Source organism: Roseovarius sp. S88 (genome assembly GCF_037023735.1).
Taxonomy (GTDB): Bacteria; Pseudomonadota; Alphaproteobacteria; order Rhodobacterales; family Rhodobacteraceae; genus Roseovarius; species Roseovarius phycicola.
Genome location: NZ_CP146069.1, coordinates 2,116,847 through 2,142,265, shown reverse-complemented (window position 1 = coordinate 2,142,265; position 25,419 = coordinate 2,116,847). Strand labels below are relative to the sequence as shown.

At 57.7% G+C, this 25,419-nt stretch carries 26 protein-coding genes and 1 pseudogene; 8 read left to right on the top strand and 19 right to left on the bottom strand.

Annotated elements, in window-relative coordinates; genetic code table 11:
- Window positions 1–21 precede the first annotated feature (21 nt).
- From RZ517_RS10880 to RZ517_RS10865, 4 genes are all read right to left on the bottom strand, one after another.
- Window positions 22–852 carry an arginyltransferase gene (locus RZ517_RS10880; protein ID WP_338548261.1) on the bottom strand — a complete coding sequence of 277 codons (831 nt, stop codon included), beginning with the start codon at window positions 850–852 and terminating at the stop codon, window positions 22–24.
- Between the two features lie 80 nt (window positions 853–932).
- Window positions 933–1,382 carry an RDD family protein gene (locus RZ517_RS10875; RefSeq protein WP_338548260.1) on the bottom strand — a complete coding sequence of 150 codons (450 nt, stop codon included), beginning with the start codon at window positions 1,380–1,382 and terminating at the stop codon, window positions 933–935.
- 79 nt (window positions 1,383–1,461) lie between these two features.
- Window positions 1,462–1,875, bottom strand: a complete 414-nt coding sequence (locus RZ517_RS10870) for a DUF2852 domain-containing protein (RefSeq protein ID WP_338548259.1) — start codon at window positions 1,873–1,875, stop codon at window positions 1,462–1,464.
- Between the two features lie 164 nt (window positions 1,876–2,039).
- Window positions 2,040–2,375 (bottom strand): hypothetical protein, encoded by a 336-nt coding sequence (locus tag RZ517_RS10865; protein WP_338548258.1) that lies wholly within the window; start codon window positions 2,373–2,375, stop codon window positions 2,040–2,042.
- A 136-nt stretch (window positions 2,376–2,511) separates the two neighbouring features.
- On the opposite strand from RZ517_RS10865, the gene RZ517_RS10860 reads away from it, so the two are divergent.
- The 5 genes and pseudogenes from RZ517_RS10860 (at window position 2,512) to RZ517_RS10840 (ending at window position 8,171) form a co-directional block, all read left to right on the top strand.
- The gene (locus RZ517_RS10860; RefSeq protein WP_338548257.1) at window positions 2,512–5,304 is read left to right on the top strand and encodes a glutamine-synthetase adenylyltransferase; all 2,793 of its coding nucleotides are present in this window, start codon (window positions 2,512–2,514) and stop codon (window positions 5,302–5,304) included.
- Window positions 5,301–5,576, top strand: a complete 276-nt coding sequence (locus RZ517_RS10855; protein ID WP_338548256.1) for a hypothetical protein — start codon at window positions 5,301–5,303, stop codon at window positions 5,574–5,576. The genes RZ517_RS10860 and RZ517_RS10855 overlap by 4 nt, the downstream gene beginning before the upstream one ends.
- Before the next feature lie 166 nt (window positions 5,577–5,742).
- Window positions 5,743–6,387 (top strand): DUF6778 family protein, encoded by a 645-nt coding sequence (locus tag RZ517_RS10850; RefSeq protein ID WP_338548255.1) that lies wholly within the window; start codon window positions 5,743–5,745, stop codon window positions 6,385–6,387.
- Window positions 6,388–6,424: 37 nt separating this feature from the next.
- Window positions 6,425–7,621 (top strand): RSP_2647 family RNA methyltransferase, encoded by a 1,197-nt coding sequence (locus tag RZ517_RS10845; RefSeq protein WP_338548254.1) that lies wholly within the window; start codon window positions 6,425–6,427, stop codon window positions 7,619–7,621.
- Window positions 7,618–8,171 (top strand): annotated as a pseudogene (locus tag RZ517_RS10840) (RSP_2648 family PIN domain-containing protein). The gene RZ517_RS10845 and the pseudogene RZ517_RS10840 overlap by 4 nt, the downstream one beginning before the upstream one ends.
- On the opposite strand, the gene RZ517_RS10835 reads toward RZ517_RS10840, so the two are convergent.
- From RZ517_RS10835 to RZ517_RS10820, 4 genes are all read right to left on the bottom strand, one after another.
- Complete coding sequence (locus RZ517_RS10835; protein ID WP_338548253.1) at window positions 8,160–8,846, bottom strand: M48 family metalloprotease; 687 nt, start codon at window positions 8,844–8,846, stop codon at window positions 8,160–8,162. The pseudogene RZ517_RS10840 and the gene RZ517_RS10835 overlap by 12 nt on opposite strands.
- Window positions 8,847–8,898: 52 nt before the next feature.
- On the bottom strand, window positions 8,899–9,792 hold the full coding sequence (locus tag RZ517_RS10830; RefSeq protein ID WP_338548252.1) for a Hint domain-containing protein: 894 nt from the start codon (window positions 9,790–9,792) through the stop codon (window positions 8,899–8,901).
- Between the two features lie 434 nt (window positions 9,793–10,226).
- Window positions 10,227–11,375, bottom strand: a complete 1,149-nt coding sequence (locus tag RZ517_RS10825; protein ID WP_338548251.1) for a M24 family metallopeptidase — start codon at window positions 11,373–11,375, stop codon at window positions 10,227–10,229.
- Between the two features lie 65 nt (window positions 11,376–11,440).
- Complete coding sequence (locus RZ517_RS10820) at window positions 11,441–12,394, bottom strand: radical SAM protein (protein ID WP_338548250.1); 954 nt, start codon at window positions 12,392–12,394, stop codon at window positions 11,441–11,443.
- Window positions 12,395–12,515: 121 nt separating this feature from the next.
- Here RZ517_RS10820 and zwf point away from each other — a divergent pair, with 121 nt between their 5' ends.
- The 3 genes from zwf to pgi are packed head-to-tail and all read left to right on the top strand — an operon-like array spanning window position 12,516 to window position 16,278.
- Window positions 12,516–13,970: a glucose-6-phosphate dehydrogenase gene (gene zwf, locus RZ517_RS10815; protein ID WP_338548249.1), complete on the top strand. Its 1,455-nt coding sequence runs from the start codon at window positions 12,516–12,518 to the stop codon at window positions 13,968–13,970.
- Window positions 13,967–14,638, top strand: coding sequence for a 6-phosphogluconolactonase (gene pgl / locus RZ517_RS10810; RefSeq protein ID WP_338548248.1), 672 nt, complete (start codon window positions 13,967–13,969; stop codon window positions 14,636–14,638). The genes zwf and pgl overlap by 4 nt, the downstream gene beginning before the upstream one ends.
- A 44-nt stretch (window positions 14,639–14,682) precedes the next feature.
- Window positions 14,683–16,278: a glucose-6-phosphate isomerase gene (gene pgi / locus RZ517_RS10805; RefSeq protein WP_338548247.1), complete on the top strand. Its 1,596-nt coding sequence runs from the start codon at window positions 14,683–14,685 to the stop codon at window positions 16,276–16,278.
- On the opposite strand, the gene RZ517_RS10800 is transcribed toward pgi, so the two are convergent.
- The 11 genes from RZ517_RS10800 to RZ517_RS10750 all read right to left on the bottom strand — a co-directional run bounded on the left by RZ517_RS10800 (window position 16,275) and on the right by RZ517_RS10750 (window position 25,383).
- Window positions 16,275–16,694: a cupin domain-containing protein gene (locus RZ517_RS10800; protein WP_338548246.1), complete on the bottom strand. Its 420-nt coding sequence runs from the start codon at window positions 16,692–16,694 to the stop codon at window positions 16,275–16,277. The two genes, pgi and RZ517_RS10800, sit on opposite strands and share 4 nt — an antisense overlap.
- On the bottom strand, window positions 16,695–17,972 hold the full coding sequence (gene eno, locus RZ517_RS10795) for a phosphopyruvate hydratase (RefSeq protein ID WP_338548245.1): 1,278 nt from the start codon (window positions 17,970–17,972) through the stop codon (window positions 16,695–16,697).
- Between the two features lie 79 nt (window positions 17,973–18,051).
- Window positions 18,052–18,927 (bottom strand): DMT family transporter, encoded by an 876-nt coding sequence (locus tag RZ517_RS10790; RefSeq protein ID WP_338548244.1) that lies wholly within the window; start codon window positions 18,925–18,927, stop codon window positions 18,052–18,054.
- Window positions 18,928–18,990: 63 nt separating this feature from the next.
- On the bottom strand, window positions 18,991–19,404 hold the full coding sequence (locus RZ517_RS10785; RefSeq protein ID WP_317054474.1) for a Fur family transcriptional regulator: 414 nt from the start codon (window positions 19,402–19,404) through the stop codon (window positions 18,991–18,993).
- A gap of 87 nt (window positions 19,405–19,491) precedes the next feature.
- Window positions 19,492–20,910, bottom strand: coding sequence for a protein adenylyltransferase SelO (locus RZ517_RS10780; RefSeq protein ID WP_338548243.1), 1,419 nt, complete (start codon window positions 20,908–20,910; stop codon window positions 19,492–19,494).
- A gap of 32 nt (window positions 20,911–20,942) precedes the next feature.
- Window positions 20,943–21,389, bottom strand: a complete 447-nt coding sequence (locus tag RZ517_RS10775) for a GNAT family N-acetyltransferase (protein WP_317054476.1) — start codon at window positions 21,387–21,389, stop codon at window positions 20,943–20,945.
- A complete protein-coding gene (locus RZ517_RS10770) occupies window positions 21,386–22,327 on the bottom strand; it encodes a nucleoside hydrolase (RefSeq protein ID WP_338548242.1) in 942 nt (313 codons plus the stop codon). Before RZ517_RS10770 ends, RZ517_RS10775 begins: the two co-directional genes overlap by 4 nt.
- A gap of 103 nt (window positions 22,328–22,430) precedes the next feature.
- Window positions 22,431–23,615, bottom strand: coding sequence for a vWA domain-containing protein (locus RZ517_RS10765; protein WP_338548241.1), 1,185 nt, complete (start codon window positions 23,613–23,615; stop codon window positions 22,431–22,433).
- A 6-nt stretch (window positions 23,616–23,621) separates the two neighbouring features.
- Window positions 23,622–23,789: a hypothetical protein gene (locus RZ517_RS10760; RefSeq protein WP_338548240.1), complete on the bottom strand. Its 168-nt coding sequence runs from the start codon at window positions 23,787–23,789 to the stop codon at window positions 23,622–23,624.
- A gap of 3 nt (window positions 23,790–23,792) precedes the next feature.
- Entirely contained in the window at window positions 23,793–25,163 is a 1,371-nt protein-coding gene (locus RZ517_RS10755) for a DUF2927 domain-containing protein (protein WP_338548239.1), read from the bottom strand.
- 7 nt (window positions 25,164–25,170) lie between these two features.
- A complete protein-coding gene (locus tag RZ517_RS10750) occupies window positions 25,171–25,383 on the bottom strand; it encodes a hypothetical protein (protein WP_338548238.1) in 213 nt (70 codons plus the stop codon).
- Window positions 25,384–25,419: the final 36 nt, after the last annotated feature.

Here is a 25,419-nt window from a genome sequence, read left to right as displayed (position 1 = left end):
TTTTTCTTTGAAGCAGGTAGATTATTCGTGCCGCGTCCGCAGCGGGCGGCTATCGGGTAGCGAGATATTCGCGACCTGCTCGGCAATGGGATCGTTGGACAGAGGATGGCGTTTGGAATCGTAATCCTTGGGATCACGCATTTTCTGCCAGGTGCCGCCGGAATAAACCTCAAGCCCGGAAAACCCGGCTTTGTAGCCCATCTTGTCACTGCCTGGCACCCAGTAGCCCAGATAGACATAAGGCAGGTCCGCTTCTTGCGCGATGCGGATATGATCAAGGATGATGTAGGTGCCCAGAGATGTGCCGTTCTGGTCGGTGTCAAAGAATGAATAGACCATGCTAACTCCGTCATCAAAGACGTCCGTTAGGCATACCGCCACAAGCTCTCCGGTCTCTGGCTCGACATATTCCACTACGCGTGTGCGGATGGGTGTCTCTTCGATCATGGCGGCGAATTCAAAGCTGTCCATATCGGCCATCCCACCGGTGGCATGGCGATCCTCAAGGTAGCGACGAAAGAGCGCATACTGCTCTTCGGTGGCCCAGGGCGATGTGGCTCGACGCTCAAGATGGCCTGCACGTTTCAGCGTACGGCGCTGGCTGCGTGAGGGCGTGTGTTCCGCCACGTTGATCCGGGCTGATAAACAGGCTGCGCAATCGGCGCATGAAGGGCGATAAAGGACATTTTGAGACCGCCGAAACCCTTGTTTTGAAAGGGAGTCATTGAGCCTTTGCGCGCCATCCCCTTGCAGCGCCGTGAACAGCTTTCGCTCCATCCTGCCTTCAAGATAAGGACAGGGCTGTGGGGCCGTCACATAAAACTGGGGCGCAAGTGGTAGCGTGTGGCGCATGCATGCTCGTGGGTTGATCTAGTAGACTACGATAACAATGAAGAGGTGATGCGCCAAGACAGAATAACGACGGTGGTCGGTTACATTGCGGCACGACGATTTACGGCGAGCGTGCCGAGCATCACATCGGTCAGGCCCTGACCCCGCGCAGTGGTCAGCATCATCACCCCGGAAGCCACAAGAAGCGGCGGGATGACACAAGACACCGTAAAGCTGAGACAATGCCAAAACGCATATGTCTTATCAAACCGCTCGCCGCGCAAGGTGATGAATTCAATCGACATCAGGCGCATCCCCAGGGTAGCGGAGCCTTGGGTGACTGTGGCAAGGCGATAAAAGAATCCAACCGTGAGAAACAGCAGCGGCAGGAAAAAGAGCCCTGTAAACGCCGTGAAGGGCAGGATGATGACGCACAAAAACAGCGTGATGATCGTATCAGCGCACCACGCAACAAGCCGTTTTACTGGAACGTCGTGGTAAAATTCCGGTTGCGTGTCCGGGTCGGGGATTTGCCAGCTGGTGTCAGTCATGTCTCTGATATAGGTCTCCGCCCCATCGCGTGAAACGAAAGAGCGGAGCAGGTGCAGATCATGGGCGGTGCCTTGCCGGTCAGGCAGGCTTGGTGTCTGCGTCTGTGTCGTCTACTTTTGCGGCGCGCTCATCAATGAACTGGTCAAACTCGGCCTTGTCCCGTGCGTCGCGCAGACGTTTGAGGAACGCTTCAAAGTTCTGTTGTTCTTCTTCCAGACGTAGCAGCGTTTCTTCGCGGTAGGCGTCAAAGGCCGCATTGCCTGTACCACCGGTCCGGCGGTGATGGCGGCGGAATTTATGCGAGTGGCATGTCATTTTTCTGCTCCAGATCATGTAGGCCAGAAGGGCAAGACCAAGCGGCCAGAACACGATCAGCGACACAACCAATAGCGCAATCCAGGCGCCTTTGCCTTTTTCATCCAGCCAGGCCTCGGCGCGCGACAACCAACCGGTGAAACCAGTGGCGTGGGGAGAAGTGGCGGCGATGCTCATACGTGAACCTTTCTGTGTTGGTTTATGTTCAATGTGAATGTCTTTCACATTACACAGATTGGGATCGCCAAGTCGGATTGCAAGAGGTAATGTTAAAAATATTAACATGCAGAAAAGAGCGCCAGTTGAGGCGCTCCCTTTTAAAGTCAAATTGGAAGTGACTCTCACGAGTGCTTGAAACGGCATCCCTGGTCCCGCGCAAGTTCTGCAAGAGCCGCTTCGCGTTTGTTCGAGGCCTCTATTGCCTCATTGGCGTTCGCATAGTTTCCGATCACTGCAGGCCAAAAGAAGACTGCAGCAGCCACATTCGCCCCTGACATCGTCTTGCCCTTGCGCGCATGGGCCCGAATGTCTTCGAGCTGTTGCATTTGCAGGGCAATATCGTGGCAACTCAATTGCCCATCTTCGATCTTGTGCGACGACACGACATCCGGTGCCACACAGCCTGACAGGCCAACCACTGCCAGCATAGCCCAAGCGCTAAAACATTTTTTAATCATCACGATCCTCAATTCTGCTCACTGTGTTTGTGGCGCATGTCATGCCTGAAAAAGATCAAGATTCGGTTTCATTGCAATGCAAGGGTGGCCGCTTGAGTGATTGACGCCTCATGTGCTTCGGACCATGGTCACGCCTATGAGTTTTGCGTCCCGCATGAAGCGCACGCCCACCGCTTTTGACCCAGAGGCCGGGCGCGAGGCGCTGTCGTATGTGCCTGATCTGTCGCCGGAGTTGGGCACGTTGATCCAGGGTGCTGCGGGGTGCAGCCCGTATTTGAAATCCTTGATCGAGCGCGAAGCCGATTGGCTGCCGTTTGCGCTGGATGATCCCGAAGCTGCATTGGACACGCTGCATCAGGCTCTGCCGGAAACCGCGCCCGATCAAATGGCTTTGGCGTTGCGCCGGGCCAAAGGGCAAATGGCCCTCATCGTTGCCTTGGCTGATCTTGGCGGCGTCTGGTCGTTGGAAGACGTCACCGGCGCGCTTACCCGGTTCGCGGATCTGGCCGTCGCACTTGCGTTGCGAACGGAACTGGGCGTTGAACTGCGGCGCGGCAAGCTTCCGGGGATGACCGAGGATGATCTGGATACGTCAGCGGGTATGTTCGTGCTGGCGATGGGCAAAATGGGGGCAGGGGAGCTGAACTACAGCTCGGACATTGACCTCATATGTCTTTTCGATGAAAGCCAGTACGACGCAGATGACTATCACGAGGCCCGATCCAGTCTTGTGCGCGCAACGCGCAAGATGGCTGCGCTGTTGAATGACCGCACGTCGGAGGGGTACGTGTTTCGCACCGACCTCCGCCTGCGTCCTGATCCAGCGGTGACTCCGGTCTGCCTTGCTGTGTCCGCAGCGGAGACATATTACGAGAGCCTCGGCCGTACATGGGAACGCGCCGCATATATCAAAGCGCGCCCTGCCGCCGGAGATCTGAAGGCCGGAGCGCAGTTTCTAGAAACCATGCGGCCTTTCGTATGGCGACGGCATCTTGACTTTGCTGCCATCGAAGACGCCCACAACATGCGCCTGCGCATTCGCGAGCATAAGGGGCTGGGCGGTGAGGTGAACCTCTCTGGACACAACATCAAGCTAGGACGCGGCGGAATCCGGGAGATTGAGTTCTTCACACAGACACGGCAGCTGATTTCGGGTGGTCGCGACGCAAGCCTCAGAGTGCGCGGCACCGTCGACGGCCTGGATCGGTTGGCCGACAGCGGATGGATCCCGCAAGACGCGGCCCGAACCCTGCAGGGTCACTATGCGGTTCACCGGGAGATTGAGCACCGACTGCAGATGCTGCGCGATGCACAGACACAAACCTTGCCGACAACACAAGAGGAATGGCAGCGCCTGGCGGCATTTACGGGCCAGTCGCTTAAGGACCTGCAGGACGATCTGAAGCGCCGGATCGGCGAGGTGCACGACGTCATTGAGGGCTTTTTTGCGCCCGAAGACACGGCTCCGCGGGCGGACACACCTGATGGGCTGGATGAGGACGTCATTGCCCGCTGGCCGGCCTATCCTGCGCTGCGCTCGACCCGTGCGCTCCATATTTTTCGCCGATTGCGGCCCGACATCCTGTCGCGCCTGTCGCGCGCGTCGAACCCCAATGAAGCGCTGCGTGCGTTTGACGGGTTCCTGGCTGGCCTGCCCGCCGGGGTACAGGTCTTTTCCATGTTCGAGGCCAATCCCCAGCTTGTTGATCTATTGATCGACATTGCAGGAACCTCACCGGCATTGTCGGCCTACCTCTCGCGCCATGCGGGCGTCTTTGACGCTGTTCTCGCTGGGGACTTCTTTGCCGATTGGCCAGGGCAGGAGGCGCTCTTTACAGAGGCTCAGGCAAGATTAGGGGCCGAGGATGACTATGAACGCAAGCTCGATGCAGCGCGCAGGTGGCACAAGGAATGGCATTTCCGCGTCGGCGTGCATCATCTACGCGGGTTGAGCGACGCCGAGCGCGCAGGCGCGCAATACGCGGATCTTGCCGGAGCGACTTTGCGCGCCGTGTGGGATGTCGTGCGCGCCCAATTTGCGTTGAAACATGGGCCTGAACCCGGACGGGGCGCCGCGGTGCTTGGCATGGGGTCGCTCGGGGCGGGGTGGCTCAACGCAGGATCGGACCTTGATCTCATCGTCATCTACGACCCGCAAGACGAGGACAGTTCGGACGGGCCTCGCCCTTTGGCCACACGGCCGTATTTTGCGCGCCTGACACAAGCGCTGATCACCGCATTGACAGCCCCAATGGCCGAGGGTCGGCTTTATGATGTCGACATGCGTCTCAGACCGTCAGGCAATCAGGGACCAGTCGCCACGAGTTGGGGCTCATTCCAATCGTACCAGCGCGATGAAGCCTGGGCCTGGGAACACCTAGCGCTGACGCGCGCAGAGGTAATCACAGGGCCCGACGCCCTCGGCAAAGACATCGAGGCATTTCGAACAGAACTATTGAAGACCAAGGGCGCTGCGGAACCGGTTTTGAAAGAAATCAGCGAAATGCGAGTGCGTATTGCAGAGGCCAAAACACCAGAAGGGGAATGGGACACCAAGCTGGGCGCCGGGCGATTGCAAGAGATCGAACTGATTGCTCAAGGTGCTGCGCTGATGGGCGGGACACCAGAACGCAGTGTGCAAGAAGGTCTGACCAGAGGTGTCGCAATCGGGTGGCTGAGTGACGCAGATGGGGCGGCGCTTTCCGAAGCATATGCGCTTTGTAAGACAATCGTTCAGGTCGGACGATTGGTGAGTGAAAAACCACTCGACACTGCGGCGCTTGGAGAAGGGGCAAAATCCTTTTTGTTGCGTGAAACTGGGTTTGAACGTTTGGGTGAATTGCAAGCCGCTTTGGCGGATGCGACCCTGGCCGCAGCAAAGGTGATCGATGCAATCTTGACCCGCAAACCAAAGGATAAGTGCCCATGACGCAGGATGCGCTGGACCCCAAGAACCTGATCCGTGAGGCATACCGTATCGACGGCATCACCGACGGCGAGTGCCGGTCCGTCTTTCTGGATTGGGCGCTCTCGATGGAGGCAACGACCGATCATCGCGCGGCGATTGAGGGGCTTCTGGAGCGCTATTCTCCTGACAGGCCGGATCATCCTATGACCAAGGTCTTGCACGAAGGCCTGCAAGACGCACAAGCGCCCAAACGACGCGGCGGATGGCGCGCGCGGGCGCGCGACAACGGCTGATTTTCTTGGGAATTCCCTCGTTTGGCCAGGGTTTTGGCCCCAAAAGATTCACTCTAATTCAACAAATTTGACGCAAATCAGCCGCAATCATTAACCAGACTCTCCTCAGATCAGAGGCATGACCCCGCATATCGAGCAACCAAAAACAGGGGTCGAAGGAGGATCTATGACATCTTTTCGTATCATCGCCGTGGCCATGATGGGTCTCGCTCTTGCAGGCTGTTCTTCTGTGGATACCGCAACCCGAAATGCGCCCGCGCAAGTCGCGTCATCCGGCGCGGTTCCGGCGCATCAGCTCTCATATGACATTCGCGACGTGCGCGTCACCGTGCCTAAAACGCTCAGCGTTTCAGAGGCCAACCTCTACTTGCCTAAGGCAGACATTGTCTGGCGTGAAGATGCGCCCGGAGATCGCCATGCACAGGTAAAGGCGATTTTTGAAGAGGCCATGGCGCGCGGCGTCAATGGCCTTCCGCAAGGTTCGGTGCCTGTCGTGCTCGACATTCAAGTGACGCGCTTTCACGCATTGACCGAAAAGGCACGCTACACGGTTGGCGGGGTCCATGACATGGAGTTCCTGCTGATCCTGCGTCATCCGGAAACTGGTGCAATGCTGAACCAACCACACCCGGTGACGGCCGACCTCAAGGCCTTTGGTGGTCGCGCGGCCCTGGACGCCGAGGCGCGCGGTGAAACCCAAAAAGTGCGCATCACGGACCATTTGGCCAGGGTGATCCAGACCGAACTCACCAGCCCCGAAGGGCATCAAGCGCCCAAGAATGGTGTTTTGGGCTTTCTCAACAGCATCTGACCTTTTCGTCAGCACACAAACCACTTAAGGGGACGGCATGACACCGTCCTCTTTGCCTGTGATCCGCCTCAAACCCAAAGCCAATGCCGCCGCGATCCGTCACGGTGCGCCGTGGGTGTACGACAATGAACTGGTCACGGATCGACGTACCAAGGCCATTGCGCCGGGAAGCGTTGCGATTTTGGAAGATGCGGCGCGCCTGCCCCTGGCGCTGGTGGCTGTGAATACGTCTTCTCGCATTATGGCGCGTGTGCTGAGCCGTGATGTCTCGACCCAGATCAACAAAGCGTGGCTTAAAGCCAAACTCGACCGCGCCTTGGCCCTCCGCTCCAGGCTATTCGACGCGCCATACTATCGCCTGGTCCATGCCGAAGCGGATGGTTTGCCCGGCGTGATCATAGATCGTTTTGGCGATACCGCCGTGGTGCAACCCAATGCCGCCTGGGCCGAAGTGCTGCTGCCGGAGCTTATGGAGGCCCTGGTGGATGTGACGGGTGTTTCCTGCGTTCTCAAGAACGCCTCGGGCCGTGCGCGGGGATTAGAAGGGTTGGACGATATGTCCACGACGCTCGTGGGAGTAGCGCCTACAGGTCCCATACCCGTGCCCATGAACGAGGCCACATACATGGCTGATCTTATAGGGGGACAAAAGACCGGGCTGTTCTTTGACCAACGCCCCAACCATGCCTTTGCCGCCCGGCTGGCAAAACACGCGCGTGTTTTGGATGTCTTCAGCCATGTCGGGGGTTTTGCACTCGCCACCTTGAAGGCTGGCGGTGCATCTGCGCTGGCCGTAGACGGCTCCGCCCCGGCTCTAGAGCTTGCCGTGAAAGGCGCAGAGGCTTCCGGTGTCGCAGATCGCTTTGAAACGCGTCAGGGGGATGCTTTTGACGTCTTAACCAAACTGAACGAAGAGGGCGCACAGTTTGATCTTGTCATCTGTGATCCTCCCGCCTTTGCGCCCAACCGTAAGGCGCTTGAAGCGGGGCTCAGAGCCTATGAGCGCATCGCGCGACTTGCCTCCCCATTGGTGAGCGAAGGTGGATCGCTGGTGCTCTGTTCCTGCTCCCATGCCGCCTCGCTAGACAAGTTCCGTGCCAGCTCCGTCCGCGGCATTGGCCGGGCAGGGCGCGAGGCCACGCTTATTCACACCGGGTTTGCCGGGCCGGATCATCCGCTGCATCCGTCTCTTGCCGAAAGCGGTTATCTCAAAGCGCTGTTTTTCCGGCTATGAGGGCCGTTCTCGACACCTGCGTGATCTACCCAACAGTGATGCGCGAAATGCTGTTGGGTGTCGCCGGGGCAGGGGTCTACACCCCCTCTGGTCGGCACGCATCATCGAGGAATGGCAACGCGCGGCACAAAAACTTGGCCCCGACGGCATGGCACAGGCGGCATCCGAAGCGGCTTTGCTCAAGGTCGCATGGCCTGGGGCAGAGGTTACTTGGCCACCGTCTTTGGAAGAGCGCCTGTGGCTACCGGACATCGCTGACCGTCACGTCCTGGCCGCTGCTATCGCCGGATCGGCAGATATGATCCTGACGGTGAACGCCAAGGATTTCCCGCGCCATATCCTTGCTGAAGAAGGTATCAGCCGCGCTGATCCGGATGGGTTTCTTGTCGGTCTATACGGGGCGCAACCGGACCAAATTCGCGATGTGGCACAGGCGGTTCTGGACAAAGCACGGACGTTGTCAAAAGAGGATTGGACCATGCGCGCCCTTTTCAAGAAAGCGCGTCTTCCACGGTTGGGGAAAGCCCTGGCGGAGCGCTCAGGCCTCTAGCCATCGCTGCTCAAGCTTTTCGATGGCGGCAATCCGTTCCGGTGTCTTGGGGTGGCTCATCAGCCAGGCGGGCATCGCGCCCGATCGCGCCTGCGTCAGCTCTTCGAGCTTGTTGAAAAGCATTTTTTGCGGATCCGTACCAATACCGGCCTTGGTCAAAAGGGCCGCAGCATAGGCATCGGCCTCGTACTCATCCCCGCGCGACAAACGCGCAGCCAAAAGTGTGGTCAGCATATTGGCAATCCAAACCCCGACGCCAGGGATAAACCGCGACAGGATCATGGCGAGCGCTGTGCGCAACGCGTTCTGCCCTGAAAAGTCAATCATGCGTCGGCGCGAATGGCCAAGGGCAACGTGGCCCAGCTCATGCGCAATCACGCTTGCCAATTCTTCGGCGCTGACCTCGCCGTTTTGGTATTTGCGATAGAATCCCCGCGTGATGAAAATTCGCCCATCAGGCGCGGCCAAACCGTTCACCGGGTCAATCTCGTAAATATGCACCTTGACCCGATCCAGATCGAGCGCGCTGGCCATTTTGTCGGTCAGACGTTTGAGCTTGGGATCGACCAGTTCGGTGGATCGCTCGTCCAGCTCACGCGATGTGCGCCAGACAGAAAACCGGTACATGACCAGCCCGTAGATGACCGCCAAAAGGATCGGGAAAAACTTAATCATAACGAAGATATGGGGTGCGTGTCAGGGCCTGACAAGCGACAATTGGGCATGTTCAATGCGCGTTTGACACCAAAACCTCATTCTCTGCGACATGACGTCTTGCCATCCGCTTACACTTGGGTCCGTTCACAAAATCCCGTGCAGGCGCCATGTTGAACACACCATCCGCCAATTCGGGGAAAATCGCGTAGATTTCCGCGCGCGCTTCGGGCGACACACCATTCAGTGACACCGGCCCCATGAAAAGGCTTTCGCACTCTGCTCCTTCAGCGAAAAGCACGTGATGCTCGTCAAGAAGGATATGATAATACGTCACCTTTGGCTGGCGCACCTGTTCAATGCCATCAATCACGGCAAGCGCGCGCACGGGTGCCAGGATCTCATCACAGCCAAACATATGGCGCGCAATGTTGGAGCTTACCAGAACGCGGTGAAGCGGTGAGACAAAGAGATTGCGTTCTGGCAGTCCCTGACCCAACGCACCTTTTTGCACACGGTAGGGATAAAGATGCGGCTGTTCTTTGAGTTCGGCCGTTCCGAGCGTTCGATGGCCGATCCAGCGAATGGGTTGCGCACCGTTATCCTTGGTTAAAACAAGATCACCGACCTTTAAGGTTTCAATCGCTCGCGGGCCGCTGTTGGTTGCGATCAAAGTGCCGGCAACAAAACAGGGCGGGCTGGGTTGACCGGGTTCTGGCGTGGCCTCCTGAAAATCACCATTGGCATCGCGGCGGAACGCCGTGCCATTGGGCGCACCACTGGTGAAGGTTTCTCCGCCCAGGTCATTTGTGCCAGTGAACCCCGGCGGTGGCGGAAGAATCACGGCGTTTTGGCCGTATGAAAAGGATATGAATTCCCCGGTGTTCGTGTCCAGCAGGTAAAGCGTGTCGTTCCGGGTGCCTTCACCGTCTTCCAGAAACCCCTGATTTGAATTGTTATCGGGCAACCCAGCATCATAGAACCCATCCGGTTCGGCCCCGTCATACTGACCAACAACAGTGGCAGTGCCATTTGGCCCAAGATCGTCACCTGCGTTGAACTCAAAGAGCAGACCGCGCTTGGCACTCCAGATCTGAATGCCGTCTAGATCAATATTTACGCCGCCAACGGTCTGAATTTCGATGAATTCATCAGCCTTGTTCGCACCGCCGTCGCCATCGGTGTCAAACGCATTGCCCCCGGCATTATCGGCCAGAAACTCTGAGAAAAAAGTCCGTTTGAAAGCGTGACTGCCATTCTACTCAACTCTAATTTGACCGGCCAAGACCGGGATGCCGTGCCTAACTGTTAAAAGCATATGGTCAAAGTTAGTAATTTATTAGCAAAGTTTAAGGCTGATGCGTGTTCTGGCAGGTCTTTGCGAGACTTTGACCCGTGAGTTTATCGCACCAAAAGCTCTAAACTCTGCTTTGATAGCCGCTCAACGCCGGTCTCTGTCACCAGTACGCAATGGCCCAGGCTCATTCCAAGTCCTGCGTCGCTGTCGGCCAGAATCATGTGCAGGAAAAACACTTGGCCAGACTGCATGGGCAGCGGGTTTCCCTCGTAAAACATTGGGAAATCGACCCAAATCGGATTGTAGATTGCCCCCATGCCGTAGCCGCAGGCCTGCATCCGGGCATGCGAGAACCCGTGACTGTCCATCACTTTGGTATGGGCATCAAACACCAGACCCATCGGATCACCGGGTTTGATCGCCGCTTCGCAGGCTTCGAGTGCTTCATACGCAGCGGCGTGCATACGTTTTTGCGCATCGCTTGGCGTGCCGATCACAACTGTGCGCATCATTGCAGCGTGGTAGCGCGCATAGGCCCCGGCCCATTCCCAGGTCATCTGGTCCTGTGCATCAAGATGCCGCCTGCCGGAAAAATACCGCACTAAAAGCGCGCCGGGTCCTGATCCAAGAATGAATTCATTTCCGGCGTAGTCCCCGCCGCCTTTGAAAACAGCACCCTGCATTGCGGCCAGAATATCGCCTTCAAATGCGCCGGGGCGTGTCTCGGCAAGGCCTGCATCCATGGCGTCGTCCGAAAGCCGCGCCGCGCGGCGGTGCATCTCGATCTCGGCAGGGGATTTAACGCGACGGAGGTGGCGAATGAGGTCTGACTGATCTGTCAACTCCGGCAGCGCGGCACGCAGCATTTGCCCGTTAAAGTCCGTTAATCCAACAGTTTGGGATTCAAAGCCTAACCTACCATTTGCCACTTTCAGGTCGCGCAGCAGCGCGACAAGAGACTCCGCAGGATTGGCACCTTCGGTCTCGGTCCAGATATGAATCTGATCGTCGCTTAGCGTCGAGGTCAAACGCGCCTGACGCAGATCAGGCAGGCGGGTGAGCAGATGCAAATCCCCCTTGGCCGTCAGCACAAGGCATTGAAACATCGCGAAACCGAATGTGTCATAGCCGCAGAGCCAGTAGTGGCTTTCGGGTGCAAACATCAGCAGCGCGTCAAGCCCTGCATCGGCCACGGCCTCAGTCGCCTTGGCCTGTCGTGCTGTGTATTCGGCATCATCAAAATGAAGGGGCATGAAGGGCTCCGTTGTCAGTTTGACCGGAGCCTAGTCCGTTTACTTTCGTAAATGCACGTAAAAACTTAGCCCGAACAGCTGGCCCCGCCCAGCACACAGAATTTGGCGCAATGCGGATGGTTGAGGGCCACATCACGCTCTGCTTCTTGCAAAGTCGCGCCGAACTCAAATTCCGGTTCATAGGGCAAAAGCGTACAGGCAAGTACAGCAGGGCGGTCCGCCCCCTTACGTTTGACCACCATGCGGGATGACGCGCACATCACGTCTTTGGGTGATTTATCCAAAATGCCCCAACAGGCGGTGGTGATTTCCGGCACTTCAGCCTGGGCATCCATTTCCGGAAACAGAACCGTCATGCCGGGGTTGTGCGCATCAATGTCAAAGCCGTGCTTTTCAAAGAAGTTCGCGTAACCTACGCGCGATTCTGAATCTGACTCGCCCCAGACCGTGCGCCCGGCGATCGCTATGCGAATGCCTGCATCGCGCAGCCACTCCATGCCTTCCAGCGTGCGTGCAAAACTGCCCTTGCCGCGTTCCGTGTCATGCAAATCTTCAGACCAGTGGTCTACCGACACCCGCAGCGTGAGCTTGTCACCAAAATCCTTCTGCAGGGCTCGCAAACCTGCCTGCATCTTTTTCCGCATCATCGGGCGCATCGCATTGGTCAGGATTAAGACCTCATATTCACGCTCCAGACAGGCCCGTGCCATTTCGATCATCTGCGGGTTCATGAAAGGCTCACCGCCCGTGAACCCGACCTCTGTCACCGGCCATTGGCGATCCTGAAGCTGATCAAGGTAATCCCGCACTTCGTCTGCCGTGATATAGACCAAGCGATCGTTTTCAGGCGAGCTCTCAATATAGCAATTCACACAAGTGATGTTGCACAGCGTTCCGGTGTTGAACCAAAGCGTTTGCGGGTTCGACAAAGCCACCGTCGCGCGCGGCTGACCATCGGCAGTGACCGCGGGATCTTCAAACTTACCGGCATTGGCGGTCAGCTCTGTCACGTCTTTCATAAGATTATCTTCCGAATCTCGTTTACAATTCTTGCCCAACGTGGATGTCTTGCCACAAAAGTCGAGCCTCGGGAGGTGACACCTTCGTGATCGCCGCGTAGGCTTTTGGCAGGAGGACCACATGGTTTCAAGAGTCATTCCGGTTGATCCCTTCGACCTGGTGATTTTTGGTGGCACCGGGGATCTGGCCCGGCGCAAAATATTGCCTGGCCTGTTTCGCCGGTTTTGTGCGGGGCAGATGGGGGCGGAGTCGCGCATCATTGGTGCCGCGCGCACCGATCTCAATACGCAAAGCTATCGTGATTTTGCAAAGGATGCGGTCAGGGAATTTGAACCCGGTGGTGCCAAGAACGCCAAACATCTCAAAGGCTTCCTGGAGCTTCTTGATTATGTTGTTGTCGATGCCAAGGGAACCCAAGGTTGGTCAGACCTGACCAAAGCTGTGCGGGATGACGTGATCCGGGCCTACTATTTCTCGGTGGGGCCCAGCCTTTTTGACGATCTGGCGGAACGGCTTCACAAACATAAGCTCGACTGCCCCGGATGCCGCATTGTCGTGGAAAAACCGTTTGGCCATGATCTGGCCTCGGCGCAAGAGCTGAACCAGATCATCGCGAAGTACTTCGACGAACATCAGATTTATCGCATTGACCATTATTTAGGCAAAGAAACGGTTCAGAACCTGATGGCCATCCGGTTCGGCAACATGCTCTTTGAGCCGCTTTGGAACAGCCAATATATCGATCACATTCAGCTCACTGTGGCCGAAGAGGTCGGTGTTGGCGGACGTGGCGAATACTATGACCGCTCTGGCGCGATGCGCGACATGCTGCAAAATCATCTGATGCAGCTTTTGTGCCTTATCGCCATGGAGCCGCCGGCCAAGTTCAACCCGGACGCCGTGCGGGATGAAAAGCTGAAGGTCATTCGCGCCTTGGACGAGGTGGCACCTGATGATGTTGTGCGGGGTCAATACGAGGCCGCGCATGATCAGGCCGGATTTCGCGAGCAAGTTGGCAATCCTGACAGCACCACGGAAAGCTTTGTCGCCATGCGCGCGCATATCAGCAACTGGCGGTGGGCCGGGACGCCGTTCTACCTCCGCACGGGCAAACGTCTGCGGGAACGGGCCAGTGAGATTGCCGTGGTGTTCAAAGACGCGCCGCATTCGATCTTTGATGTCGAGGCGGGCGTGCATCGCAACATTCTGACCATCAAACTGCAACCCAATGAAGGGATTGAGCTTGGTGTCACGATCAAAGAGCCCGGTCCCGGCGGGATGCGGCTTGTGGATGTCCCGCTCGACATGACCTTTGCTGAGGCTCTCGGCCCTGAAGAGGCCGATTTTCCAGACGCTTATGAGCGGCTGATCATGGATGTCATCCGCGGCAACCAGACCCTCTTTATGCGTGGCGACGAGGTCGAGGCCGCTTGGGCCTGGACTGATCCGATCATTGCCGGATGGCAAGAGCGCGGCGAGGCACCGCTGCCCTATGCGTCGGGTAGTTCAGGCCCCGATGATGCGCTGATGTTGATGCACCGCGATGGACGCCGCTGGCGGGAGATCAAGGCATGAAGCTTTTGGAATACCCTGACTACGAAATGCTGGCCATTGATGTGGCCAACACATTGGCCGGGGAACTGACCGCCGCGCTTGACCGTGAAGGCCGCGTTCTTTTGACGGTGCCGGGGGGCAAAACACCGGCGCCGATGTTCGACGTTCTCTGTGGTGTCGATCTGGATTGGTCCCGGGTAGATGTGATGCTCAGCGATGAACGCTGGGTGCCGGAGGTGCATGTGCGGTCCAACACCAAGCTGGTGCGCGAGCGCCTGTTGGTGGGACGGGCAGCGAAGGCACGGTATCTGCCACTTTATGCGAAAGCCGAAGAGCCGGAAAAGGTGCTGGCTGAACTGGAGGTCTGCATTGCCGAAGCTCTGCCCATCTCGATCCTTGTGCTGGGTATGGGCGCGGATATGCACACTGCATCGCTTTTCCCTGGTGCGGATGGATTGGACGCGGCTCTGGCCGATGACGCGCCTGTGCTGGTGCCGATCCGGTCGTCGCATGTTGAAGATATCCGCGTCAGCCTCTCGGCGCGGGTGATGAACGGGGCGATTTCCAAGCACCTGCTGATCACAGGAGAGGCCAAGCGCGCCGCTCTGGATCGTGCGCGCGGGCAGGGGGCAGAGCAAGCTCCGGTGGCCGCGATTTTGGATGATACGATGGTGCATTGGGCGCCGTAGGGTTTGGGTATTTTTGACAAGAAAGAAGCAAGGCAGAGCGGGTCATGTGGGATGAGCTAAAGCAGCGCACCGGCGCAAAAATCGTGGAGCTTCTGGCTGAGCCGGACCGTGCCAACCGTTTTGTCATCGAAGCGGATGGGATGCGGTTTGACTATGCAAAAACCTCCATGACTGACGCTGCGCGTGATGCTCTGTTGGCTCTGGCAGAGACACAGGGTGTGGCGAAAAAACGCGCTGAGATGTTTGGCGGGGCCGCCATCAATGAAACCGAAGGGCGGTCTGTGCTGCATATCGCGTTGCGTGCGCCAGAGGATGTTGTGGTCCATGTTGATGGTGTGGATGTTTTGCCGGAGCTGCGCGCGGTGCGGGCACGTATGGCCTCTTTCGCGGAAGATGTGCGAGCAGGGCGCTTTGAGGGGGCGGGCGGGCCGATCACCGACGTGGTCAATATCGGCATTGGTGGCTCGCATCTTGGGCCCGAGATGGGGACATTGGCATTGGCACCTTATCACGATGGACCGCGGTGTCATTTTGTCTCAAATGTCGATGGCGCGGACATTCATGATTGCCTGCAAGGACTTGATCCCAAAACAACATTGGTGATCATCGCCTCCAAGACCTTCACCACGATTGAAACTATGACCAATGCCGAAACTGCGCGTCAGTGGATGGCGCAGGCTGTAGAAGAACCAGGCGCGCAGTTTGTTGCCGTCTCCACCGCCGAGGACAAGACTGCGGCATTTGGGATCGACCCATCGCGTGTCTTTGGGTTTGAAGATTGGGTGGGCGGGCGCTATTCGATGTGGGGGCCGATTGGATTGCCGCTTATGCTGGCCATTGGTCCGGAGCGGTTTGAGGACTTCCTTGCCGGTGGCGCGGCTATGGATGCGCATTTTTGTCACGCGGATTTGGCTGTGAATATGCCCGTAATGCTAGCCCTTGTCGGGCTCTGGCATCATCAGGTGTGCGGCTATCCTACCAGGGCGGTCTTGCCCTATGATCAACGCCTGTCACGTCTGGCCGCCTATTTCCAGCAATTGGAAATGGAGAGCAACGGCAAGGGCGTGACGATGGAGGGCGCCCCGGTTGAAGGCGGCTCTGGTCCTGTGGTCTGGGGTGAGCCGGGCACCAACGGGCAGCATGCGTTTTATCAGCTGATCCATCAGGGCACGCAGGTTGTGCCGTGTGAGTTAATGGTGGCGGCCAGGGGGCATGAACCGGAATTGGCGCACCACCATCGGCTTTTGGTCGCCAATTGCCTGGCACAATCCGAGGCTTTGATGCTCGGGCGTGACATGGACACAGCGCGTGCCCTGATGAGCGATGCTGGCTTTGAAGGCGCTGAGTTGGAGCGACAGGCCGCGCACCGCGTCTTTCCGGGCAACCGCCCTTCGACGACGCTGGTTTATGATCAGCTCACGCCTTACCGGCTGGGCCAGATCATCGCGCTTTATGAGCATCGCGTCTTTGTCGAGGGTGTGATTTTGGGCATCAACTCTTATGATCAGTGGGGGGTTGAGCTTGGCAAGGTGCTGGCCAAAGAGATGGAGCCGATTCTGACAGGTGAGGCAGGGGTTGACGACAAGGATGGATCAACGCGGAATCTGGTTGCTTTTCTGAAGTCTGCGGGCCTGAATTAGCGTGGGATATCAAACCCTTCGGGTGCAAGGGCAAAGTGCTCAAACTCGAATCCGGGTGAGACCGTGCAGCCGACTAATGTGTAGCTGCCCGTAGACCGTGACATTTGCCAATATCCTGGCGGAACAATCAATTGCGGTTGTTCACCTTTGCTAAAATCAGAACCCAGTACATGATCTCTTGCCGGGCCTGCCTCTGTATCTGACATTGACAACACGAGCGGCGCGCCAGCGTAGAAATGCCAGATCTCAGCCGTATCCACCTTGTGCCAGCGGTTGTCATCCTGACCGCGCAGCAGAAAGTAGATCGCCGTGCCAGACGCACGTCCGGATCCTTCCGCCCGCCAGGTTTCGCGAAAGAACCCACCCTCGGGATGCGGCGCTAGGTTGAGCGCTGAGATGATCTCGTCGGCAGTCACCTAGCCCCGCAGGATCGAGCGTCCGGAATAAACCGCAGTGTCGCCCAACGCTTCTTCAATGCGGATCAGCTGATTGTACTTCGCCAAGCGGTCCGAGCGCGCGAGGCTGCCGGTTTTGATCTGACCGCAATTTGTCGCCACGGCAAGGTCGGCGATGGTGGCATCTTCGGTCTCGCCCGAGCGGTGCGACATGACATTGGTATAGCGTGCGCGGTGTGCCATATCGACGGCCTTGAGTGTCTCCGTCAGGCTGCCGATCTGGTTAACCTTGACCAGCATTGAGTTGGCCACGCCACGCGAAATCCCATCCGCCAGACGTGCGGGGTTTGTGACAAAAAGATCGTCGCCCACAAGCTGCACCTTGTCGCCGATTTTGTCGGTCAGAGCCTTCCATCCGTCCCAGTCATCTTCGGACATGCCATCCTCAATCGAGATGATGGGGTAATCCGCAACCAGCGCGGCGAGGTACTCTGCGTTTTCTTCCGAAGATAGGGATTTTCCTTCTCCTTCAAAAACGTATTTTCCACCCTTGAAGTATTCTGTCGCCGCGCAATCCAGCGCCAGGTAGATGTCTTCACCGGCTTTGTAACCCGCTTTGTCGATGGACTTCAGAATGAAATCGAGCGCATCGCGGGTCGAGGCGATGTTAGGGGCAAAGCCACCCTCGTCGCCGATTCCAGTGGAGAGCCCCGCCGCTGAAAGTTCCTTTTTCAGCGTGTGAAAGACCTCGGCCCCCATCCGTACGGCGTCGCGGATATTGCCGGCGCTGACCGGCATGATCATGAATTCCTGAATATCGATGGCGTTGTCGGCATGTTCGCCGCCATTGATGATGTTCATCATCGGAACGGGCAGGGTGCGCGCCGAAGTGCCGCCGACATAGCGGAAAAGCGGCTGCATGGTGAAATCAGCGGCCGCCTTGGCCACGGCGAGGCTCACGCCCAGGACCGCGTTAGCCCCAAGACGTCCTTTGTTGGGCGTGCCGTCGAGCTCGATCATGGTCTCGTCAATCGCCACCTGCTCGGTGGCATCAAACCCGGCCAAAGCCTCGGAGATCTCTCCGTTGACCGCGGCCACGGCCTCCAGCACGCCTTTACCCATGTAGCGTGTCTTGTCACCGTCTCGCTTTTCCACCGCCTCATGCGCGCCTGTGGATGCCCCAGAGGGCACAGCGGCCCGGCCCATGGTGCCATCTTCGAGGATGACGTCGACTTCCACCGTCGGGTTGCCCCGGCTGTCGAGAATTTCACGGGCGTGGACATCGTAAATCAGGCTCATGGGGCCGCTCCAAATCAATCAAACTTTGGCGCTGAAATACCAAGTCTGCGCTGGAATGCAACCGCGCGTGGGTAGGGTCTTAGGCCAGTTTGGCCTTGGCCAGCTGTCTCTCGCGCAGAAAGGTGAAGAGGCCGGTCGAGATGATCAGCGCTGCCCCGATGAGGGTGAGCGCATCTGGTGTTTCCTGAAACACGATAATGCCGACCAACAGCGAAAAGAGAAGCCGCGTGTACCGGAAGGGCGTCACCACCGCGGCATCCCCAAGGCGCATGCCCTGGACAATGCCGTAATATCCAATCGCCCCAAAGATCACCCCGCCCAAAAGCATCCAAAGCTCTGTGCTCCCTGTGCTTTGCGCGTGTTCACCGGTCATCCAAAGCAGAATGATCCCCGCCGGGATCAGAGCTGCAAACCCCTGAAAAGAAATAACAGTCGACGAAATGTCAGCCGCGATTTTTCGCGTGATCAGGTCGCGCACCGTGACGAACAGAACCGACCCGAGCACCAGCAGAGCATTGGGGTCAAACCCGTCCAGTCCGGGGCGGATAATCATCAAGACGCCGATAAACCCGATGAAAATCGCACTCCACCGCCGCCACCCGACCTTTTCGCCCAGGAAAAGCGCGGCCCCCATGGTGATAACCAGAGGTGTGGCCTGAAACACGGAAGCGACGACCGAAATGTCCACCAAAGACAGCGCTGTGGCAAAGCAAATCGCGGCAATCGCCTCGCTCAGGGCGCGCCACAGAAACATCGGCTGCCAGATCTGCCGGCGTATGAGCGACTCACCCTTAAGCAAGGACAAAGTCGCAAAAATCGCGCCGCTACCGATCCCGAGCACAATCAGAATTTGCCCAACCGGAAGCGTCGCGGACAGTTGCTTGATGAACATGTCCTCAATCGTGAAGCCAGCCATGGCCACGATCACGAAAATGATGCCGCGCAGATTGTCCATCGGTGCCTCGGAAAAGCGATTGAGTCCGCCTTATGCGGCCTGCTTGCGGATCACAAGAGCACTTTACCCTTTTGAGATCGGCACACCGTATAGCTCAAGCTTATGCCCCTTGAGGCGATAGCCCAGCTTCTTCGCGATTTTTTCCTGAAGTTGTTCGATCTCAGGATCGACAAATTCAATGACTTCACCGGAATTCAGGTCAATAAGGTGGTCGTGATGATCGCGCTCGGCATCCTCATAGCGCGCGCGGCCATCGCCAAATTCCAGCTTGTCGAGAATGCCTGCCTCTTCAAACAACTTCACGGTTCGATAGACTGTAGCGATAGAGATGTTGGGGTCCCGTCCGCTCGCCCGGGCGTAAAGCTCTTCCACATCAGGATGATCGTCAGATTCTTCCAAAACGCTGGCAATGGTGCGCCGCTGGTCTGTCATACGCAGACCTTTGGTTTCGCAACGGTCGATAATTGTGTCGGTCATATGCTCTGCCACCGCTCTGTCGGGATCGTTGGATATCCGCTATCGCGTCAGGAATCCAGACATTAGGCGGGGGCACATCGCAAATTCTTAGGTCCCGCAGAAAGTTTGCTGCACCACCTCTGACGGTTCGGGCGGATATGTCAGGTCAGTTGCGCCTTCCTGGCCCTCAAACGGCTTGGACAGCACGGTGTTCAATCTCTCAAACGGGGCAAAATCCCCGGCCACAGCGGCCTGGATCATCTGCTCGATGCGGTGATTGCGCGGAATATAGGCCGGATTGGCGCTGCGCATCACGGATATGGGGTCTTCTTCTTGTTCAATTCGCGTTCGCCAGCCTGTTTCCCAGGCGTCAAAGATGTTCGGGTCAAGGAACTGATCGCGCGCTCTACCATCGCTCAAGGCGCGGAACGTGTTGGTGAAATCGGCGCGTCCGTCGGCCATGATTTGTAAGAGCTCAGTGACCAACGCCTCATCAGTCTTAGACAGCTGGGCCAGCCCGATCTTGCGTCCGAAACGCCTAAGCCACGCGGCCTGAATTAGGTCTGGCATGGCATGCACGGACCGTGTGAACACTTCTACCGCTTTGTCCTGATCCGGCATGAGAGGCACCAGGGACGTGGCCAGTTGGGCCATGTTCCAGACGATTACGTTTGGCTGATTGGAGTAAGCGTACCGCCCATGCGTATCAATCGAACTGAACACTGTGTCGGGATGATAAATGTCGAGAAACGCGCAAGGCCCATAGTCGATGGTTTCGCCTGATAGTGTGGTGTTATCGGTGTTCATCACCCCATGAATGAAGCCCACAGACATCCATTGCGCAATGAGCTTAGCCTGCCGGTCAATGACGGCGTCAAGCAACGCTTCGGGGCTTTCGATGCCAGGATAGTGTCGCTCAACCACATATGCAAAAAGCGCTTCTAGTGCTGGCAGGTCGCGGCGCGCGGCGAAGTATTGAAACGTGCCCACTCGGATATGGCTCGCGGCCACACGCGTCAGGATCGCGCCGGGCAGGGCACCCGTTTCGCGATAGACCTGCTCGCCTGTCAAGGTTGCGGCCAAGGCGCGGCTTGTGGGGATGCCCATGGCATGCATCGCCTCGCTCACCACATATTCGCGCAGCACTGGCCCAAGCCAGGCGCGCCCATCTCCCATCCGGGAGTACGGCGTGGGACCAGAGCCCTTGAGCTGAATATCGTAACGCTGATCTCCGACAACCGCCTCACCCAAAAGGTTGGCACGCCCATCGCCCAATTGCGGAGAAAACCCGCCAAACTGATGCCCGGCATAGACCTGCGCCAGCGGCTCAGCGCCGTCTGGCACGCGATTGCCCGAAAACACCAGCGCGCGCTCCACTTCGGACCCGGTGCGCATACCAAGCTCTTTGGCCAAGCCGTCGTTGAACGCAACCAATTCCGGTTCGCGCACCGGCACCGGGCTTTGACGCGTGTAAAAGCGCGACGGCAGCCGGGCATAGGAATTGTCGAAAGGTATGTGCAGGCTCATGGCCAGCAATCTAGGGGTTTTTCAAATGAAAGCTAGAGTTTACGCGTCATCAGCATGTACTTCTCTCTAGGCGAGAAATGCATCTTTTCATACACGCTGCGGGCCTGCGCGTTGTCCTTATTCACCTCAAGATGAATGGCTTTCATGCCTGCCGCCGCCAGCGTCTTGGGCAAGGAGATCAGAATTTCAGACCCGATCCCACGTCCGCGCACACCGGGACGGATGTAAATCTCATCGAGAAATCCATCGAGGCCGCCGAATTCCACGGACCAGCCGAAGGTGACAATCACATAGCCAATGGGCGCGCGCGTTGGTCCGGCCAGATAAACGCAGCCATGCGGCGAGCCTTCTAGCAACGGAACGAGGGCCGCGCGCCGCGTGGCCTCGTCCTGTTCCACACCTTCTTCTTCGTGGAACGCGGCCACAAGAGGCAGAACACGGTCCAGATCTTCCATTTTTGCCAGTGTCAGACGTGTCATAGCCGGGCCAACCTTTCGGTTAAGAGGGAAAAGAACCCATCTGCATTTACAGACCCCATGAACTGGGCATTGGGGGCACGATCCGTGACACCCCACCAATCCGCAACAGTCATGCCGAGGGTTAATTCAGACGTGGTTTCAATTTCAACGTTCACATGCCGTCCGGCAAAAAGGTCAGGCCGGATAAGATAGGCAATGGTGCAGGGATCGTGCAAAGGCGCACCTTCGGAACCGTATTTCTCTCGATCATAGCGCTCAAAGAACTCAGTCATCTGCGCGACGGCTTCGGCCACAGGAGTACCAAGTGCGCGGATGGCTGCGTTGCGCTCTTGCGTGACAAGCACCTGATGCGTGACATCCAGCGGCATTACGGTCAAAGCAACACCAGAGGTGAACACCACCTCGGCGGCTTGCGGGTCCACGTAGATATTGAACTCTGCGGCGGGTGTGACATTGCCCACGGCAAAATAGGCGCCACCCATAAGGACGATTTCTTGCACCTTTTCAATGACGTCCGGCGCGGTCTTGAATGCCGTCGCAATATTGGTCAGCGGACCGATCGGTACAAGCGTGACCGTACCGGTGGGCTCCGTACGCAAGGTCTCGATCAGGAACTCCACCGCATGTCCATCCTGCAACGTCATCTGCGGCTCTGGCAGGGTCGGGCCGTCCAATCCGGTCTTGCCATGCACATGCTCGGCGGTGACAAGATCCCGGCCCAATGGCCGGTCACAGCCCGCAAACACTTTCACATCGCCCCGGCCCGCCAATTCACAGACCATCCGCGCATTCCGTGTTGTCAGATCGAGTGGAACATTTCCTGCCACGCAGGTGATCCCCAAAAGCTCAATCTCTTCCGGACTGGCCAAAGCCAGAAGGATCGCCACCGCATCGTCCTGGCCTGGATCGGTATCAATGATGATCTTGCGCGTGCTCATGAGGGTGAAGTGTCACGCGGCAATCGCTTTGTCCACCACCTGCTTCTTTCTTGGCGAAAATACCCCAAAACCAAAACCTGCGTGGCGCAGCCACTCAACTGATTTACCGCCCCAGCTCTTTCATGCCACGCTCGATCCCTTGCAATGTCATCGGCACCATGCGGTCTTCAAAAATCTCACGGATCATGCCGATGGAGTGCGTATATCCCCAGTAAGCTTCAGGGACAGGATTGATCCACAGATGATCGGGCCATTGCTGCCGGGCGCGCTCCAGCCAGACCTGTCCGGCTTCGGCATTCCAATGCTCATTGGCGCCGCCCGGATAGGCAATCTCATAAGGGGACATCGAGGCGTCCCCCACAAAGATGCATTTATAGTCAGACCCGTAAGTCCGCAGCACCTCATCGGTCGGTGTCTGCGCGTCCCAGCGACGGCGGTTTTCGCGCCAGACGCCCTCATAGAGGCAGTTGTGGAAATAATAATATTCCAGATGCTTGAATTCGGCGCGCGCGGCGGAAAAAAGTTCTTCCACCAGTTTGATATGCGGATCCATTGAGCCGCCCACATCGAGAAACAGGATGACCTTGACCGCGTTGCGCCGCTCGGGCCGGGTTTTGACGTCGAGATACCCATGCTCTGCCGTGGCCCGGATCGTGCCATCAAGGTCTAGCTCATCCTCGGCGCCATCCCGAGCCCAGCGGCGCAGGCGCTTGAGCGCCACTTTGATGTTGCGCGTCCCAAGCTCAACCGTATCGTCAAAATTGCGAAACTCACGTTTGTCCCAGATCTTCACCGCACGCTGATGACGGCTTTCTTTCTGGCCAATGCGCACACCTTCAGGATTATAGCCATAAGCGCCAAAGGGCGACGTGCCGGCCGTGCCAATCCATTTATTGCCCCCCTGATGGCGGCCTTGCTGTTCCTTCAGCCGTTCCTTGAGAGTCTCCATCAGCTTGTCGAATCCGCCAAGGGCTTCGATCTCGGCCCGCTCTTCGGGCGTAAGGTGCTTTTCAGCGAGTTTTTCCAGCCACTCTGCAGGGATTTCCACGGCATTCATCACATCCGCCGCGCTGATCGCCTCCAGCCCTTCAAAACTGGCGGCAAAGGCGCGGTCGAAGCGATCAATCATCCGCTCGTCTTTGACCATGGCGGTGCGAGCGAGGTAGTAGAACCCTTCGATATCGTAGGTCACAAGTCCTTCGCCCATCGCCTCCAGAAAGGTCAGGTATTCGCGCAAGGATACCGGAAGTCCCGCGTTGCGCAGATTGTCGAAGAAGGGAAGAAACATGAGCCTTTATACGGACATGCGGTGAATGATCAAAGTCGCAAAAAGGCCCGCGAGGGTGAAGATCAGACAATAGACAAAGGCGTATTGCAGAATGTCGGCCAGTTTGCCCTTGCGCCGATAGGCCACAAAAGCGCCCAACGCCGCGCCCAGAACTGCCCCCAGAATGACGATCATATTTTACCCGCCGCTGCGTCCTCTTGCCGGGTTGAGCGCAGAGATTTCGCGCAGTTTTGCGCGCACCGCCCAATCCGCGCCAAACCCGTAACGTGCCCAGCCAATGCTGTCCACCCGGATACGGTCGGCCTCACCCTTGCGCCCCACCAGATCAAGCGCTTCGCCGCGTAAGAGCATGAGGGTTGAGAGCAGAGCGGCATTTTCAAACCGCTCGGCAATGCCGAGATTCGGTCCCAGAATGGCCAGCGCCCTTGGTCCATTGCCCTGATTGATCGCATGCGCAGCCAGTTGAGACGCGGTATAGGCACGGTGCAGATCGGCCCCGGGCGTGCGGCGGTAGAATTGATCGGCCAGCCGGAAGTGCTGCAATGCCGTGTCCGGGTCGGTGGTTTGCGTCAATCGCCCCATGGCATAGTGCGAAAAGGCACGACGATGGTCCGTCCAGCCTTCTGATTGGGCGGTCCGCAGGGCCGTGGTGGCAGCGCCAAGGCGTTGCGCATGGCGCGCACCGGGTCCGAGAGCGGTTTGAATAGCGTTGATCCAGACCCGTGGTGTAGACGGGGCAGGGTTTGATGCCAGCCGTTCACCGCGCGGGTTGAGACGTGCCAGGATGCCTGGAAGCTTTGCCGCCACCTGTGCCCGGGTCATACCTGACTGCAGGTCGGCGTCGTAAAACGCGCGCAGGATCAGCATGTCAAACCCGGTCAGAACCGTGTGCACATTGTCGTCATTAAAGACACTGTCGGGCAGGCGGTAAAGATCATTCAGCGGTCCAAGGGCTTGGGCCAGCTCTTCGTGCAGGCAATCACGCACCTCCTGGGGGGAGGCATCATTGGGCAGGAAGATCGCCAGCTTTTCACGTGTGCGCAACAGGCTCCAATTGGTTGCTCGGCTGTTGCGCGCGGCGCGGTATTGCGACAAACGGTCGATATTGGGCACCACAAAACAGGCCGCTTTTGGCAGATGCCGCCGAATTTCGGCACGTGAGACGGCCTCAATGGTGATGTTTGAACTTTCCGAGCGCACACGGGCAATGTCGATACCAGCCTCATTGCGCAGGCGCTTTACGAGACGATTGAGATCCGGAATCAGTGTAGGGGGAGGGTTTCCGGTCACGCGGATCGAGATTGGCCCCTCAAATCGTGACAGCACCTCAAGTTGGCGTCCCGACTCCAACTGAAATGCCAAATCTAGAAAATCGCGGGCGATGTCCCGGTTCGACCTTTGCGGCGCGGTTGGGCGCGCCACGGCAAACGTCTTCATCGCGGGCAGGGACGACGTTTCCGGTGTGGCCGCACGGGAGGGTGTTTCTTGAACCGGCGCTCCGGCACACGCGCCCAAGGCAAGACAAAGTGGCAAAATAAAACGGCGCATCACACCCTCACTGCTTTTGATCACGAGCGATCCAAGCTCCAAAACGCCCGAATCCCAGAGAATCGGTCAGCACGGTATTAGGCACCGTACCGCCAACAATATCCGACCAGACTGCAGATTGTTTCGGCCCGTTCTTGGGAGCAATGAAGGTATAAATGTGGTTCAGTTCGGACATCACACCGCCAAATGTGGCGCTGGCGCACATCGTCAAACACGTCATATCTTCTCCCGGCTTGGGCCGTCGTCAGGTCTCATA